Source organism: Bradyrhizobium sp. YR681, from assembly GCF_000282615.1.
Lineage (GTDB): Bacteria > Pseudomonadota > Alphaproteobacteria > Rhizobiales > Xanthobacteraceae > Bradyrhizobium.
On the sequence record NZ_AKIY01000210.1, the window covers coordinates 21089 to 37053 of the forward strand.

General features: G+C 65.3%; 15 protein-coding genes. 4 read left to right on the top strand and 11 right to left on the bottom strand.

Annotation, left to right across the window (positions count from 1 at the left end; genetic code table 11):
- Positions 1 to 212 precede the first annotated feature (212 nt).
- Complete coding sequence (locus PMI42_RS21305; protein ID WP_008137873.1) at positions 213 to 821, bottom strand: BA14K family protein; 609 nt, start codon at positions 819 to 821, stop codon at positions 213 to 215.
- A gap of 240 nt (positions 822 to 1061) precedes the next feature.
- Between PMI42_RS21305 and PMI42_RS21310 the strand changes: the two genes are divergently transcribed.
- Positions 1062 to 1469, top strand: coding sequence for an NADH:ubiquinone oxidoreductase subunit NDUFA12 (locus PMI42_RS21310; RefSeq protein ID WP_008137875.1), 408 nt, complete (start codon positions 1062 to 1064; stop codon positions 1467 to 1469).
- 355 nt (positions 1470 to 1824) lie between these two features.
- On the opposite strand, the gene PMI42_RS21315 is transcribed toward PMI42_RS21310, so the two are convergent.
- Positions 1825 to 2478 carry a glutathione S-transferase family protein gene (locus PMI42_RS21315; RefSeq protein ID WP_008137877.1) on the bottom strand — a complete coding sequence of 218 codons (654 nt, stop codon included), beginning with the start codon at positions 2476 to 2478 and terminating at the stop codon, positions 1825 to 1827.
- Between the two features lie 165 nt (positions 2479 to 2643).
- Entirely contained in the window at positions 2644 to 3330 is a 687-nt protein-coding gene (locus tag PMI42_RS21320; RefSeq protein ID WP_008137879.1) for a DJ-1/PfpI family protein, read from the bottom strand.
- A 92-nt stretch (positions 3331 to 3422) separates the two neighbouring features.
- Between PMI42_RS21320 and PMI42_RS21325 the strand changes: the two genes are divergently transcribed.
- Together PMI42_RS21325 and PMI42_RS21330 are read left to right on the top strand one after the other, a co-directional pair.
- On the top strand, positions 3423 to 4361 hold the full coding sequence (locus PMI42_RS21325; RefSeq protein WP_008137882.1) for a GlxA family transcriptional regulator: 939 nt from the start codon (positions 3423 to 3425) through the stop codon (positions 4359 to 4361).
- A gap of 500 nt (positions 4362 to 4861) precedes the next feature.
- Positions 4862 to 6934, top strand: coding sequence for a hypothetical protein (locus tag PMI42_RS21330; RefSeq protein ID WP_008137884.1), 2073 nt, complete (start codon positions 4862 to 4864; stop codon positions 6932 to 6934).
- A gap of 121 nt (positions 6935 to 7055) precedes the next feature.
- Here PMI42_RS21330 and PMI42_RS21335 read toward each other — a convergent pair whose 3' ends face one another.
- Together PMI42_RS21335 and lipP1 are read right to left on the bottom strand one after the other, a co-directional pair.
- Entirely contained in the window at positions 7056 to 8054 is a 999-nt protein-coding gene (locus tag PMI42_RS21335; protein WP_008137886.1) for a hypothetical protein, read from the bottom strand.
- A gap of 16 nt (positions 8055 to 8070) precedes the next feature.
- Positions 8071 to 9018 (bottom strand): LipP1 family hormone-sensitive lipase, encoded by a 948-nt coding sequence (gene lipP1 / locus PMI42_RS21340; RefSeq protein WP_008137887.1) that lies wholly within the window; start codon positions 9016 to 9018, stop codon positions 8071 to 8073.
- 217 nt (positions 9019 to 9235) lie between these two features.
- On the opposite strand from lipP1, the gene PMI42_RS21345 reads away from it, so the two are divergent.
- Positions 9236 to 10309 (top strand): DUF2155 domain-containing protein, encoded by a 1074-nt coding sequence (locus PMI42_RS21345; RefSeq protein WP_008137890.1) that lies wholly within the window; start codon positions 9236 to 9238, stop codon positions 10307 to 10309.
- Positions 10310 to 10345: 36 nt separating this feature from the next.
- Here PMI42_RS21345 and aat read toward each other — a convergent pair whose 3' ends face one another.
- The 6 genes from aat to accB all read right to left on the bottom strand — a co-directional run.
- A complete protein-coding gene (aat, locus tag PMI42_RS21350; protein ID WP_008137892.1) occupies positions 10346 to 11026 on the bottom strand; it encodes a leucyl/phenylalanyl-tRNA--protein transferase in 681 nt (226 codons plus the stop codon).
- 64 nt (positions 11027 to 11090) lie between these two features.
- A complete protein-coding gene (locus PMI42_RS21355; protein WP_008137893.1) occupies positions 11091 to 12206 on the bottom strand; it encodes a sensor histidine kinase in 1116 nt (371 codons plus the stop codon).
- Positions 12203 to 12643: a response regulator gene (locus PMI42_RS21360; RefSeq protein ID WP_008137896.1), complete on the bottom strand. Its 441-nt coding sequence runs from the start codon at positions 12641 to 12643 to the stop codon at positions 12203 to 12205. Before PMI42_RS21360 ends, PMI42_RS21355 begins: the two co-directional genes overlap by 4 nt.
- Complete coding sequence (locus PMI42_RS21365; RefSeq protein WP_008137898.1) at positions 12640 to 14157, bottom strand: sensor histidine kinase; 1518 nt, start codon at positions 14155 to 14157, stop codon at positions 12640 to 12642. Before PMI42_RS21365 ends, PMI42_RS21360 begins: the two co-directional genes overlap by 4 nt.
- Before the next feature lie 106 nt (positions 14158 to 14263).
- Positions 14264 to 15622: an acetyl-CoA carboxylase biotin carboxylase subunit gene (accC, locus tag PMI42_RS21370; RefSeq protein WP_008137900.1), complete on the bottom strand. Its 1359-nt coding sequence runs from the start codon at positions 15620 to 15622 to the stop codon at positions 14264 to 14266.
- A 59-nt stretch (positions 15623 to 15681) separates the two neighbouring features.
- A partial coding sequence (accB, locus tag PMI42_RS21375) for an acetyl-CoA carboxylase biotin carboxyl carrier protein (RefSeq protein WP_008137901.1) occupies positions 15682 to 15965 on the bottom strand: 284 nt, incomplete at its 5' end.

Genomic DNA, 15965 nt, shown 5'->3' on the forward strand with positions numbered 1-15965 from the left:
GTGATATCCGCGAATCGTGGGTCGGGTCAATTTTGGATTGGATCGGGGTAGATATGCACGGTGCGGTGAATAGAGGTCCGTTTGCATCGACTTGTACACAACTCCGGAAGGTGTCGAAGTGGGTGCAGGCGACACGGGCGCGGGGCTACTGAGCACGCGAAAAAGGCGCCGCATCACTGCGACGCCTTGTCCGTCAGATATCGTCGACAGGGTTAGGGGCAGGGGTGCCGCTGACCGTCGTATCCGAGATACGTGCCCGAGGCCGGATCGTAGGACTTGTAGCGCTGGGCGCAATAGGCCGGGGAATCACCGCCGCTATCGGGCACCACTGCGACGGACGGCTCGTCATAGTAGTTGTCGTCGCCATAATAGTAGGGATCGTTGTAGTAGCCGCCGCCGTAATAGGCGTAGGAGCCGAGCCCACCGATCGCGGCACCCGCCACGACGCCGGGCCAGAAGCCGCCGCCACCGTAACGCCGGCCGCCGCCGTGCCAATTGCCGCCGCCGCCATGCCAGTGGTTACCTGCAGCTGCGAAGCTGCGGCCGCCGCCGCCGCTGAAAGCCGGTCCGGCACCGCCGCCGGGGCGCATCGCAGCGCCGCCCGCGAAATGGCCGCCGCCACCGCCGAACCGTGCACCACCGCCGAAGCCGCCGCCACCCATGCGGGGACCGCCGCCACCGCCGAAGTGAGCACCGCCACCGCCGCCGATATGGCCACCGCCGCCGCCGCGACCGCCAGGGCCCTGCGCGAAGCTCGGGGTTGCCATCGGAAGCACCAGGGCCACTACGGCCGCCGCGCTTAAAACTCTCAGACTATTCATGTTCAACTCCTTTTCCAGGGAGCAAACCCCTTGAAAGGGTGGTGGTTCCTGGGTTCACGCTTGTGTGCGCGTGCAAGGAGCAGAATTTCACGCGATCGCTGTACCCGGCATGAACGGATCGCGTCGGCTTTGCGGCGGCGTCGCGCTACGACGTTGGCGTGGGGCACCGCCGCCGCCTGCGAACTGGACATTTCAGCGCCCGGATGGCATCAGGACCCGACGAAGCAGGGCCCGTGCCGCATGAAACAGTTCTTCCTGAAGTTCTTCACCTGGTGGAGTGGCCAGACCTTTGGCACCCAGCTCTGGACCAAGCGCTACGGCGAGCTGGTCGGCCAGGACGAGCAGGGCAACCTCTATTATCGCACCCGCGGCGGGGCGATCGATCCGGCACTCGGTTTCGAGCGGCGCTGGGTGATCTATAACGGCTACGCCGAGGCGAGCCGCATTCCCACCGGCTGGCACGGCTGGATGCACCATGTCGTCGACGTGCCGCCGACTGAAGAGAACTACCAGCCGCGCGAATGGCAGAAGCCGCACCAGCCGAACCCGACCGGCACGCCCAACGCCTACCGACCCTCCGGCTCAACGCTCGCCAGCGGCAAGCGCCCGAAGGCGACCGGCGACTACCAGCCCTGGACCCCCGGCTAGGCCGCCGGCGAATCTCATCTTCGGATTGGATGCAGGCGCATCCGACTGACGGCGCTGTGGACAACGGGAACAGCGGGGATGTCGTTTGCGCCGTCGTTGCGCTGACGCGGCCGATGCGGCTCAATGAACCCATCTTACGGAGATGGGAGACCATCGCGTTCGGTTCGGGCAACAGTTCGCGACTGCCCCGAAATGCAGCGGCCGCCGACCAGGACTCGATCGGGAGATAGGCCCCCGGTCTGGAAGCTCCGAAATCGCCCGATGAAATGTGCAGCCGCCGTGAGACAGGAAAGGCCGCTTGGGAAACCGAGCGGCCTTTTTCTTTTGATCCGCTATTCTGCGTCGCTTCTGCTCCTCAAAGGGACAGATGGTGCGGCGGCGAGTTGCCGACCGGCATCATCTCATAAGGCAGCTTCCATCCCGGTAGATCGGCAACGCGCCGGCGCCATGCATCGATAGCGGGGAATGCCGCAGCGAGATCGAAACCCGTCTCTTCGGCTGGATAGTAGAGATAGCCAAGCATCGAGAAATCGACGATCGTCGGCCGGTCACCCAGCATGAAGCGGCGGTCGGAGAGGTGGCCATCGACGATCGCGAATGCGCTTTCGGTCCGTGCGCGCAGATAAGCAAGCACGGCGGGATGGGCCGGCTCCGGCATGAAGCAGCGCTGAAACCGGTGCTGTGCAAAGCTCGACGTGAATTTGTGGTTGTCGAACAGCAGCCAGCGGCTCGTCTCGAAGATCTCCTCGCGAGTCGGGCCGAACACGCCGTGAGTTTCGGCGAGCCACAGCAGGATCGCGCCGGACTGACTCATCCGCCGGCCATCGGCCTCGAGCACGGGCACTTCGCCCATGACATTGGTCGTGGCCCGCCAGTCGGGGGTCCGGGTCTCACCGCCAGCGAAGTCGACGCCGACCGGCTCCCAGTCGAGCCCGGCGCAGTTGAGGAAGAGCGCGACCTTGAACGAATTGCCGGAAGCTCCGACACAGTGAAGCCGGTATCGCGCCATGGCCAGGTCCTCCCGTGCGTGCGCGACTGGGAAGATGACGGGGGTGTCAGTCGCGATCTGGAGTATCGCGACTGGCTCCTGACAACGTCCTGTCAGCAGTGCGGTGCTCGACGATGCTTCGCATCGCGAGGGAGCTGCAGCGCGTCCGGGACATGAGGGTGGGCGCTAGTTCACCCGCTCGGCGGCGCGCTTCACGGCCTCGAGCCGTCGCTCCTGGTTGGCTGCGCCACGCTCCCTCAGCATCGCCAGCACTTCGGCCGGCGCCGTATCGGGCGAGCCGGAATTGAACGGCGGGGCGGGGTTGTATTCCATCTGGAGCTGGATCGCTTCCGCGGTAGTGCGGTCGCGCAGGATCGACACCAGCGTCAGCGCGAAGTCGATGCCGGCGGTGACGCCGCCGCCGGTGATGCGGTTGCGGTCGACGCAGACGCGGGTCTTGGTCGGCGTCGCCCCGAACTGGCCGAGCATCTCCATCGCGCTCCAATGGGTGGCGGCGCGGTAGCCCTTGAGCAGGCCGGCGGCGCCGAGCGCCAGCGATCCCGTGCAGACCGAGGTGACATATTTGGCGCCCTCGGCCTGCTTGCGCAGGAAGTCTAGCACCTCCTCGTCGTTGAGCAGGTCGTTGGTGCCGTTGCCGCCGGGCACGCAGATCACGTCCAGTTGCGGGCAGTCGGCGAACGTCGTGGTCGGCGTCAGCGCCATCACGGAATCGCTCGGCACCGGTTCGATGCGCTTCCAGATCAAATGCAGTTTTGCGTCGGGCAGCATGGCGAACACCTGCAACGGGCCGGTGAAGTCGAGCTGGGTGACGCGCGGAAACACCAAAAGACCGATCTGGAGTGGTGCCGACATGAGAACCTCCAACGAAGAGCTTGACGGGCGCAGACTGGCATGGTGCCCTCCTGTCCAAAATGGCGTAATTCCCTCACTTTCGGACATAACCCATGATCGGCATTTTGATTTTTCCGGACTTCCAGCTGCTCGATGCGGCCGGCCCGATCTCGGTGTTCGAGATCGCGGCGCGCGCCAGCGGCAAGCCGCTCGCGCTGCGGGTGCTGGCGGCGCAGGCGGGGCTGGTGGCGAGCTCGTCCGGCGTCGAGATGATGGCGCGCGATTTCAAATCGGCAAATGCGATCACGACGCTGGTCATCGCGGGCGGCGCCGGCGTTGCCGATGCCGCGCGCTGCGAGGTCACGCGCGCGTTCGTGCAAAGGCTGGCCAAGCGCGGCGTGCGCGTCGCGAGCGTCTGCTCGGGCGCCTATGTGCTGGCCGAAGCGGGCCTGCTCGACGGACGCCGCGCCACCACGCATTGGGGACGGACACGCGATTTCGTCGCGCGCTATCCCAGGGTGAAGTTCGAGCCGGACCAGATTTTCACCCGTGACGGCAATGTGTGGACGTCGGCGGGTATCACCGCGGGCATCGACCTTGCACTCGCGATGGTCACCGAGGATCATGGCGAGGAAATCGCGCAACAGGCCGCGCGGCAGCTCGTGCTCTACCACCGCCGCAGCGGCGGCCAGTCGCAATTCTCATCGCTGCTGGAATTGAAGACGCCCAACGGCCGCTTCGGCGCGCTGCTGTCCTGGGCGCGCGAAAATCTCGACGCGCCGCTGACGGTGGAGGATCTCGCCGATCGCGCCGGGATGAGCGCGCGGCACTTTGCCCGTGCCTTCGCCGCCGAGACCGGCACGACGCCCTCCAAGGCGATCGAGAAGCTGCGGCTCGAAGTCGCCCGCGAGCGCGTGCAGTCCTCGCGCGAGGCGATCGAGCTCGTTGCAGAGACGACCGGATTCCGCGACCCCGAACGGATGCGGCGCGCCTTCATCCGCGCCTTCGGCCAGCCGCCGCAGGCGCTGCGGCGCGCGGCGCGGGCGGGTTAGGGTGTGCTCATAAAGTGCAGTCGACCGCATCGGCGGCAAAGCTCAATTGCAGTGATTTCTGGTACGTTTTTCGGCTCCCGGAGAAAGTTACGAGCCACTGCCCAGCGGCCGCCGAAGCTCAACTGGATCGTACAAGGGCTTGAGTTCTCGTTATGGTTGTGGTGAAATCGGGTCTTTCAGAGTGTTGATTTCGTTTTGGAAGGCGATTGAGCCACAAAAAATGCAACCCCGGCAGAAGGAAGGTCTGTGAAGAAGGGGACCGCAGCCACTAACGCCCTGCCTTCACATGAATCTTGTCACGAGCCGGGCGAGGCAACCTAGCGTTCCTAACCTCGATTCTTCCGCGCGCAATTTGGGTTTCTTGCACGATTGGCGTTGGTCGAACGCTGCATCTTTGATGCTCAGCCGATGCTGACCAAGCAGACTGAACCTCGCAGAACGGCCGGATGAGGCGGGGTCCCTGCCTGACATCTGCGCGGCTCATCAAATGGAGGATTGCGATGAAAATGTGCCTTGCGTTGTTTGCCTCAGCCTTGTCCGTCATTGTTGAATCAGGGGCATATGCGGACGATCTGCCGAGGGCGGTGGTCAGCAACCTTGCCGCGATCGAGCAACTGCTAGCACAGGTGCCCGATGGTGCGAATTGGCAGAGTCTGCGTCCCGATCTCCAGGCGAGCTTCCGCGGCCGAGCGCTGTTGCTTCTCGATCAGGACCGCCAGTCGTGGGGGTTGACGGGGCTGCAGCAGAAGCTCGAGAAGCTGTTCAACGATCCCACGCCGGCCATGACGGAGAACGTCGACCGCATCCTCAGTGTCACGTTCGCGCCCGAGCTGCCAGGCGGATTCAAGATGGCGAGAGATGTGAGCAGTGCGGAGCTCAAACGCCTGTTGATCCGCATCTATTTGGCGATCACCGACGACCGGGGCTACATCTTGTATAACCATCCGGATTTCATGGGATGGGATGGAATGCCAATCAAGGAATTACAACTCCTGGACCATGAGCACGTCAGGGCCATTGCGACATGGCTGCGGCTAACTGAGGACGGTCTGCGAGGACTTCCGGACGACAAGCTCAGCGCATTGGAACGAGCCCTCCGCGACAAATCCTATTTTACGACGCGAGCCGGAAAGAATTTTGATCGGCCTGCCGTCGGGATCAACGGGAGCATGAATTTCTCCAATCTCTATGCGCTTGATCCCCAAAAGCGTCCGTTCACGAACGACACTGAATTGTTGGATGCCTACAACGCTTCGATGTTCTCAGAATTTCGCGAGGTCAACATGGGAACGCTTGATGCATTCATGTACGACTACGAGAGCGAGTTCAACCAGCCACTTCTCGCGAGCCAGGGCATGGCCGAGACCTTGGCCGGAAACATCGTCAAGTTGGGAAACCTGTTTCGCAGTCGCGTTCACGCGCTGCCCGAGAAGAGCTTGCGCTGCATGATCTTTTCTCCGGTCGAGCAGGACGTCCATTGGGACGCTTTCACGGCCAGTCTGATCTCAAATGCGGATGGATCCGACAGTATGCGCGGGTACGCTGACCGATTTCAGGCAACTGCCGCGCAACGGCTAATGGCCACACAGTCACTTGGCCGCTCTATGCTCGAGCGCTTCTTTCCCGACGGTTCGGCCGAGCTTACAGCCGAGCAACGGAAACGGGTCGGGGACAAGTTGCTGCAGGAGCGACGCCCGGCGAAGATCAAGGACGCGTTGCTTGCGGCTTTGGATGAGGCAACAGGCAACGCTTCGGCATCGAGGAAGGTGAGCGACGCGTTCGACCAGCAGCCGAGGGTTGGTGGCAACTACAGTGATGGCCAGGCAGTGAGAGAGGACGACAAAAAGCAAATCGTCGACATGTGGAGCAAGATACGTGCGTTCATCAAACGGGAGTACAGCGGCTATCGCGTGGATATCTCCACCCTGGTTCCGGCGGAACCTATCATCGTGACGAAGGGCCAAAATCAATACACGCTCGGCGGTCAGGTGACGCTTTCACTCGGCACGGGGTGGAACCTCGCGAGCCTATCCTCAACGATGATGCACGAGATCAAGCACGCCATCGACCAAAATTCTCACACTGCCGTCGAAGGTGCTGCCTGGGAAGGAGCGGCGACGTCGATTGAACGTCAGGTGTGGCCGATCTTCATTGAAGAAGCCATGGCAGGGCAGGGTGCACTCCTGCCGGCTGCAAGGCTGAAGACCGAGATCGACAACGTCCGCTTTACTGCCACCACGGATGCGACGCTTAAGATCTTCCTACGCGAGAGCTGTAGGGATGATGAGCCAGACACGATCGCGTATGCCGAGGGTATTGTGCGAGACTACGGCTATGATGATGAGGAGATTCTGCGATTGCGGTCCCGTCGCGCGCACCGCAGTTGGCAGTATCTGGAGTACGACTACGGTCTCGCGATGTACACCGACCTTCTTGGCTTCCTTCAACAGGGGGTCGGAGCGCAGCCCCGCGTCGATGCCTACCTCCTCCAGGCTTGTGGTTTGCCCAGCGCAAAGAAGGAACAGGCGACCGTCGATCAGCTGAAGGCATGTATTCGCGATCGGAAAAACTGACCTATCACTGCTGCGTCCGAGAGAAGGCGCAGAGGTGCGGCGTCACTGCGGAGCCCATCTGCTTTCGAGGGAGGAGAAACCTGAACAGGCCATGTGTGTCGATTAGCCAGATGCGGGCGGGCTAGGTCGGTTCGACGATCGCAGTGGATTGCGCCCGCGCCGTCAGCCGCCGCGCGATGGGCGTCAGCAAATACGGCGCAAGATGAATCGGAAACTGCGTCAGCGCGAAATAGAGCCAGGTCGTCGCCGGCAGCGCGCCTGCGGTCGCGGCCAGCATCAGGCCGAGATTGCGCTGTGACACCATCAGCCCGACTGCGAAGGCGCGCTCGGTGCCGGCGCGGCGGAAGATGAGGGTCGTGACAATGAGCAGGGTGAAGTAGACCGCGAAGGCGAGCAGGGCGACGCCGATCGTGAACAGTGGGTCGGCGACGAAGTCATGCGCGACGTCACCCATCACGGCGGCGGCGAACACCAGCAGGATGAGGATGTTGAAGCCGTCGATCGGCCGCTTGTGGCGCTGGATTGCTTCCGCGCCGAAGATCCAGCGGATCGCGGTTGCGCCAACCAGCGATGCCGCGAGGATGGCGAGCAGCTTCGCACCGAGCGCGAGCGGCGAGATGCTGAGCATGCCGCCGAGGAAAAGGCTCGCGAACAGCGAGGCCGTGAACGGCACGAGCGCGGTCGCGGTCACCAGCGTGACCAGCGGAAGCGTGGCATCGAGACCCATCAGCGCTGCGAGCGCCGGCGCGGCCATCATCGGCGAGGCCATGCCCTGGAGCATCAGCGCAAGGAAGAGACCCGGCGAGCTTCTGTCGAGGCCGAATCCATGCGCAACAAGCCCGACGATCAATGGCACGCCGATCGTGGTCCAGGCCGTCGCGCTTGCGATCAATGCGGGACGGCGGAGATGGCCGTAAAGCGCGACGAGGTCGACCCGCATGAAGGAGATGCAGAGGAGACAGAGGATCGCCTCGGTGACGTAAGGGCGCAGCAGTGCGCCGAGCGGCGGCACCGCGACCGCGATGAACGCGATGGCCGCGACAGCGCGGGTGCCCTGGCCGCCGAGCCAGGTCAGGGCGCGCAAGGGAAGGGCGAAGACGGTTCGAAGAACGGACGGCATTTGGACGATGGCGTTCTCAGCCCAAGCCCTTCAGCCACGCGCCGATCTCGCTGACCGCGACATTGGCCTGCTGCAACAGCTTGCCCATGGTGAAGAAGCCGTGGAATTGGCCGGGATAGTGCTTGTAGGTGACGGGCACGCCGGCCTGCTTGAGGCGCGCGGCGTATTCGTCGCCTTCGTCACGCAGGGGATCCGCGCCGGCGGTGAGCACGTAAGCGGGCGGCAGGCCCGCCAGCGACGTCGCGCGCGCCGGCGAGGCGCGCCAGTCGTGGATGTCCGCGGCACCGCTGAGGTAGTGGTCGCGGAACCAGCGGATCACCGAATGCGTCAGCAGCACGCTGGTCTCGGGCTCGCTGTGCGAGCCGTGGGTCATGGCGAAATCGGTCGCGGGGTAGATCAGCAGCTGGCCTGCGAGCGCGGGGCCGCCAGCGTCGCGCGCCGCGAGTGCGACGACCGCCGTGAGATTGCCGCCGGCGCTGTCGCCGCCGATCGAAAGACGTGAGGCGTCGATGCCGAGCTCGCGCGCATTCGCGGCGATCCATTTGGTCGCGGCGATGGCGTCATCGGCGGCGGCGGGAAACTTGTGCTCGGGCGCGAGGCGATAATCGACCGAGATGACGATGAGGGCACCGGAATCGGCGAGCTGTCGGCAGACGACGTCATGGGAATCGAGATCGCCGATCACCCAGCCGCCGCCATGGAAGAACACCAGCGCCGGCGACAGGCCGTTCTGGAGGCGTGGCTGCTTCGGCGCGTAGAGGCGGGCCGGGATGGGGCCGTGCGGCGCCGGGATCGCGAGCGGGGCGACGCGCGCGAGTTCCGGCGGCTCGGGGTTGGTGGCAAAGCGGGCCTGGGCGTAATAAGCGCGCGCTTCCGGCGCGGTCAGGCTCTCATAGGCGGGCCGACCGGCCTCCTGGAACGCCTTGTAGACGGCGGCGGCATCGGGATCGAGCACGACGGGCATGGGGAGCGACCTCGGCGGTTTCTGGTTATGGTTGGACGTCGGCACCCGGGGAGATGCCCGCTTCGGCCCATTTCGGCCCCTGGGAGAGGCCCGTCAATTATCCCATCCGGGGGCGGGTCTGGCCAGCCGGCGGCGGGCAGGGCAGGGATGCCGCCCTTCCCCCGCCGTATTCGCCGTGTTAACCGGATGGCCTGCGAGCGGCGGTATCCCCTGTAGAATGTCCAGCATGCCCGATTCGCTGTTGAAGCCGCGCGAGAAGATGGTTCGAACCTTTACCCCTACAGGTCTTGCTCTTGCAGGTCTTGCGGCGCTTCTGGCCGCCACCGCGCTGACGGCTGCGACGCCCGCGCAGGCGCAGATCGGCACGATCTTCTCGGATCCGCCGCCGATGCGGCCGCCCGGCAACATTCCGCGCGGCCAGCCGCAGCCACAGCAGATTCCCGACGACGACGAAGAGGTCCCGGAGCTGCCGCCGCAGGGCCGCGTGCTGCCGTCACGCCCGATGCCGCCGCCGCCGGGCCGCCAGGGCAATATCATGCCGGGGCCGGTCGAGACCCAGCCTCTGGCCCCGCCGCCGGGCTCGACCGTCGCGCCGCCGAACCAGCCGCCCGCCGTGGCGGTCGCGCCGCCCAATGCGCCGGGAGCCTCGCCGCCGGGCGCCCCCGGTCAGCGCCAGCCCCAGCAGAAGGGCGGGCCGGCCGGACCCGTTCCGCAGACGCCCGCGAGCCTCCAGCCGGGCGACGAGGTCGTGACCGAGCCGCCGGCCCAGAAGATCGTGAACAAGAAGGCGACCTTCTCGGGCCTCGACAAGATCACCGGGCGCATCATCAATTTCGACGAGGATATCGGCGAGACCGTCCAGTTCGGTGCGCTCAGGGTCAAGACCGACGCCTGCTACACGCGTCCGGCGACGGAAGCCACCAACACCGACGCCTTCGTCGAGGTCGACGAGATCACGTTGCAGGGCGAGGTGAAGCGCATCTTCTCGGGCTGGATGTATGCGGCCAGTCCCGGCCTGCACGGCGTCGAGCACCCGATCTACGACATCTGGCTCACCGACTGCAAAGAGCCGCAGCAGACCATTGCGACCGCGGCTCCCGATCCCGCGAACAAGCCCGTGCCTCCGCCGCCGCCCGCGCAGAAGAAGGCCGCGCCAAAACAGGCCGTGCAGCAGCGTCCGCCGCAGCCCTTGCCGCCGATCCAGCCGCAGCAACCGGCGCCGCCGCCACCACCTCCCCCGCCGGAGCAGCGGCCGGGTCTGTTCGGCATTCCCGGCTTCGGCAGCCGGTAAACCTGACTATTGCCGTGAGGATTATTGCCGTGAGGATTATTGCCGTGAGGCGATGATCTCGAGCGCACGTGCGCCCGGGATCGCTTCACCAGCCCCGAGCCTGAGGAAATCGCCGGGCTCCCCGGCGAGTGCCTTGTCGAGCAGGGCGGTGTAGCGCCGCCGCGAAATCTCGACCGCGCCAAAGCTCTTCAGATGCTCGGTGACATATTGCGTGTCGAGCAGCTCGAAGCCGCCATGGATCAGCCGCGCGACCAGATGCACCAGCGCGACCTTGGAGGCATCGCGCGCGGTGTGGAACATGCTCTCGCCGAAGAAGGCACGCCCGAGACTCACGCCATAGAGCCCGCCGACGAGGTCGTCGCCCTGCCAGGCCTCGACGCTGTGACAATGGCCGAGCTCGTAGAGGCCGCCATAGAGGTCGCGGATGCGCTTGTTGATCCAGGTGTCCTCGCGCCCTTCCTGCGGCGCGGCGCAGCCGGCGATCGTGGCCTTGAAGGCGGTGTTGACGGTGACGCGAAACGCATCCGAACGCACGGTACGCGCCAGGCGCGAGGAGACGCGAAAACCTTCGAGCGGGATGACACCGCGCAATTCCGGCTCGACCCAGAACAGGGTCGGATCGTCGGCGCTTTCGGCCATCGGGAAGATACCGCAGGCATAGGCGCGCAGCAGCACGGCCGGCGTGATTTCAGACGAGGCGGAGTCGCGCGAATTCATGACGCGACAATAGCAGGATCGCGACGCGCGTGCGATGGGGGGCAAAGGCCCGCGCAGGCGCGGGTCAGCTCGCCGCGGCGCTGCTCGCCCGGTCGGGGACCGCGGGCACGCGGCGAAACTTCAGGAAAATACGGGTTCCGGAATGGGCGGGATCGCGTTCGACGGTGGCATCGAGCTTGGTCGCCATCGCCGCGACGATGCGCTGGCCCATGCCGGTGGAGCGCGGATCGGCCTTGGCCTTGTCGCCGACGCCGTCATCGGTGATCGACAGCAGGAGCTCCTCGCCCTTCGAAGTCAGCTCGACATGGATCGGGCCGGCGCCGTCGGGATAGGCGTATTTCACCGCGTTCATCACCAGCTCGTTGACGATGATGCCAACGGCGACGGCGCGGTCCGGATCGATCTCGATGGCCTCGGCCTTCACCGTCAGGCGCGACATCCGGTTGCCTTCGGCCGAGCGCCTGAGATCCTCGAGCAGCGAGTCCAGATACTGGTTCAGCACCACGCTCTTGAGATCCTGCGAGGTGTAGAGGCGGCGATGCACTTGCGCGACCGCGGCGACGCGGCCCATCGCATTGGTCAGCGCGGCCTTGACCTCCTCCTGCCCGGCGGAGCTCGCCTGAAGGTGCAGCAGCGAGGCGATGATCTGGAGCGAGTTGCCGACGCGGTGGTTGACCTCGCGCAGCAGCAGCTCGCGTTCGGCGGCAAGCGCCGCATAGCGGTCGCGCGAGGCATGGATCTCGGCTTCGGCTTCCTCGCGCGCCCGCTGCATCTCGGCCTGGCGCAGCGCGCCGTCGGCGGCGACGTGCAGCAGCGGGATGAAGTCGCCCTTGACGTCCTTGACGAGATAGTCGGCGGCGCCCGCCTTCAGCGCGGTGACCGCGATGCTGGAATCCTGCGAGGCGGTGACGAACACCACGGGCGGGGCGCCCGGGATCGCCATGATCTGCTCGAGCGTCTCGAGGCCGTCGAGGCCCGGCATGTACTGGTCGAGCGCAACGACGTCGATGCCGCCGTCGACGCTGTTTTGCGCCCCCGCGCGGCGAATATGCGCCAGACCTTCCTCGCCGCTTGCGGCGTGAACGACCTTGTAGCCGCGCCGCGTCAGGCCGCGGTCGACCAGGCGCGCGAGCGCGTCGTCGTCGTCGATATACAGCAGTGTTGGCGTGCGCTGGGTCATGTGGCGGCGGGCGGGACCTGGATGACGGAGAAGAACAGCCCGAGCTGCCGGATGGCGTTGGCGAAATTCTCGTAGTTGACGGGCTTGGTGATGTAGACGTTGCAGCCGAGCTCGTAGCAGCGCTTGATTTCCTGGGAATCGTCGGTGGTGGTCAGCACCACCACGGGCGAGGCCTTCAGGTATTTGTTCTCCTTGATCTGCTTGAGGATATCGATCCCGCTCATATCGGGCAGGTTGAGGTCGAGCAGGATCAGGAGCGCGTTGCCCTTCTGCACCAGACCGCTGCCGTCGGCGCCGAACAGATGCTTCATCGCCTCGGTGCCGTTGGTGAACGCGACGATCTCGTTGTTGACGCCGGAACGGCGGATATTGCGCTCGATCAGCCGTGCGTGTCCCTCGTCGTCCTCGATCATGATGATGCTGACGGGCTGAGTCATTTGTCCGCGTTCCGGTTGCTGGCGTTCCAATGGATGGGCAGCGTGATCGTAAAGGTGCTGCCCGTGTTCAGTTCAGACGATACCGACATCGTGCCGCCGAGGCGGCGCACAAGTGCACGCACATGCGCAAGACCGATGCCCTGGCCGGGCTTGTCCTGGGTTCCCGCCCGGCGGAACAGGTCGAAGATCCGCTGATGGTCCTTCGGATCGATGCCGCGGCCATTGTCGCTGATTTCGAAGATAGCGTAGCCGAGCTTCGTGCGCCCGCGAATTCTGATCGCGCCGGGCACCCCGGTCTTGAGGTATTTGATCGCATTATCGATCAGATTGGAGAAGATCTGCTCGAGCGCAAGGCGGTCGCTGACGATATTTGGCAGCGGTTCGATGTGAATCTCGGCCTGCGCCTCCGCCGCCTGATGCGCCAGCGACGACACGATGCCCTCGATGAACTCGCGCGTCTCGATCTTCTCCGGCTGGAACTCGCGCCGGCCCTCGCGGGTCAGGTTGAGGATCGCCGAGATCAGCCGGTCCATCCGGGCGATCGAGGACTTGATGAAGCCGAGCGCTTCGGAAAAGTCGGCCGACAGCTGCTTGTCCGGGCCATCCAGCGGAATGCTGCTCACGTCGGCCGGGGACCCACCCGCCGGCACCGCGGCGAGCCCTCCGATCCGGCGAAAGATGTCCTTGCCCAGTTCTTCGAGCTCGCTGGTGAACCCCATGATGTTGACGAGCGGCGAGCGCAGATCGTGGCTGACGATATAGGCAAAGCGCTGGATCTCGTCATTGGCCTCGCGCAGGTCCGCCGTGCGTTCGTCGACGACGGCCTCCAGATTGACGTTGGCATCGCGCAGGCGCGCCTCGGCGTCGTCGCGGGCCTGGGCGGAGCGACGTACCAGCCAGACCGAGATCAGGGCCAGCAGCACGACGAGGCCGGAGCCGATGCCGGTCATCGACGCCGCGAAGGTCTGGCTGCGGTCGGCGTTTACCGTGCGAAGCCGGAACAGGCGCTCCTCTTCCTGGATCATCGCGCCCGCGACCCTGCCGATGACGGAGGTGGTATCGGCCGCGGCGGCTTCGCGGACCAGCGCGGTGGCCTTGTCGGGCTGGCCCTGCTGGATGAAGTCCATTTCCTGGGCGAACTGGTTGAGCCGGGTCTCGATCGCGGCACTCAGCTTTTCGATGCTCTCCCGTTGCGCGGGATTGTCGGCGCTCAGCCGCGTGACCCTGTCCACCGCAGGCACGATCGCGGCTACCGCCTTCTCGTGATCGGCCTTGAAGTTCGGCCCTTGCGTCAAAAGGTAGCCCCGCGCGCCGCTCTCGGCGCGACGAAGCTCGAGCAGAAGGGCGTTGAGCTGGTTCTCCACCTCGAGGGTGTGAACCACCCATTTGTTGTCGTCGCGCGCCTTGTTGACGAGGTAGACGGAGCCGGCGCTGATCACGGTCAGCACCAGCAGGCCCGCCGCGAACAGCAGGATCTGCCAAAATGCGCGCCGTCGTTGCGCCTCGGCCGTCACGACGGTCTCGCCTTCTCAAGCTTCGTGGAACTCAAAACGCCCCCTTGGAACTGTCCCCAAGGTCGAGAACGCGATTGGGGCCAACGGGTTCCACGGCGCCAAGGAACTATTTTGCGGCGGGGCTAACCTTGCCGGCAAGGTACTGTTCCAGCCAGTGGATGTGATAGTCGCCGTTGATGATGTCGTCCTGGCGCACCAGGTCGCGGAACAGCGGCAGCGTGGTCTCGATGCCCTCGACCACCATCTCGTCCAGCGCCCGGCGCAGCCGCATCAGGCATTCGGCGCGGGTCTTGCCGTGCACGATCAGCTTGCCGACCAGCGAGTCGTAATAGGGTGGGATCGTGTAGCCCTGATAGACCGCAGAATCGATCCGCACGCCGAGGCCGCCCGGCGGGTGATATTGCGTGATGCGGCCCGGCGAGGGCCGGAAGGTTTCCGGGTTTTCGGCGTTGATGCGGCACTCGATGGCGTGGCCGATGATCTGCACGTCGGTCTGCCTGGCCGGCAAGTCGCCGCCGGCGGCGATGCGGATCTGCTCCAGCACGAGGTCGATGTCGGTGATGCTCTCGGTGACGGGATGCTCGACCTGGATGCGGGTGTTCATCTCGATGAAGTAGAACTCGCCGTCCTCGAACAGGAATTCGATGGTGCCGACGCCGAGATATTTCATCTCGCGCATCGCCTTGGCGCAGGTCTCGCCGATTTTTGCGCGCGCGGCCGCGGCGAGCACGGGCGAGGGGCCTTCCTCCCAGACCTTCTGGTGACGGCGCTGCAGCGAGCAGTCGCGCTCGCCGAGATGGATCGCGCCGCCACGGCCGTCGCCGAGGATCTGGATCTCGATGTGGCGCGGCTTCTGGAGGTATTTTTCGAGGTAGACCGAGGCATCGCCGAAGGCGGATTTGGCCTCGTTGGCTGCCGTCGACAGCGCCATCAGGAGGTCGGCCTCGCTGTGCGCGACCTTCATGCCGCGGCCGCCGCCGCCGGCCGCCGCCTTCACCAGCACGGGAAAGCCGATCTTCCTGGCGATCGCCATCGCGTCGTCGTCGGGACCGACGGCGCCGTCGGAGCCGGGCACCACGGGAATGCCGAGCTTCTTGGCGGTCTTCTTGGCCTCGATCTTGTCGCCCATCAGGCGGATATGTTCGGCCTTGGGGCCGATGAAATGCAGATTGTGCTCGCCGAGGATTTCGGCGAAGCGGGCGTTCTCGGACAGGAAGCCGTAGCCTGGATGCACGGCGTCGGCGCCGGTGATCTCGCAGGCCGCGAGCAGCGCGGGGACGTTGAGATAGCTGTCCTTGGACGGCGGCGGGCCGATGCAGACGCTCTCGTCCGACAGGCGCACATGCATGGCGTCGGCGTCGGCGGTGGAGTGCACGGCGACGGTCGCGATCCCGAGCTCCTTGCAGGCCCTGAGGATGCGAAGGGCGATCTCGCCGCGATTGGCTATGAGGATCTTGTCGAACATGGTGTCCTTTGGGGACTGGCGCGCGGGACGCGGCGAGGGCGGCCGGCCGCCCTCAATCGTTACTCAATGATGACGAGCGGCTCGCCGAACTCGACCGGCTGGCCGTCCTCGACCAGGATCTGCGTCACCGTGCCGGCGCGCGGCGAGGGGATCTGGTTCATGGTCTTCATGGCTTCGATGATCAGCAGCGTCTGGCCGACCGAGACCTTGCTGCCGACCTCGATGAACGGCTTGGCGCCGGGCTCCGGAGCCCAATAGGCGGTGCCGACCATCGGCGAGGTCACGGCGCCCGGATGCTTCGACAGGTCGGCCGCGGCCGCAGCAGGCGCGGCGACGGCGGCCG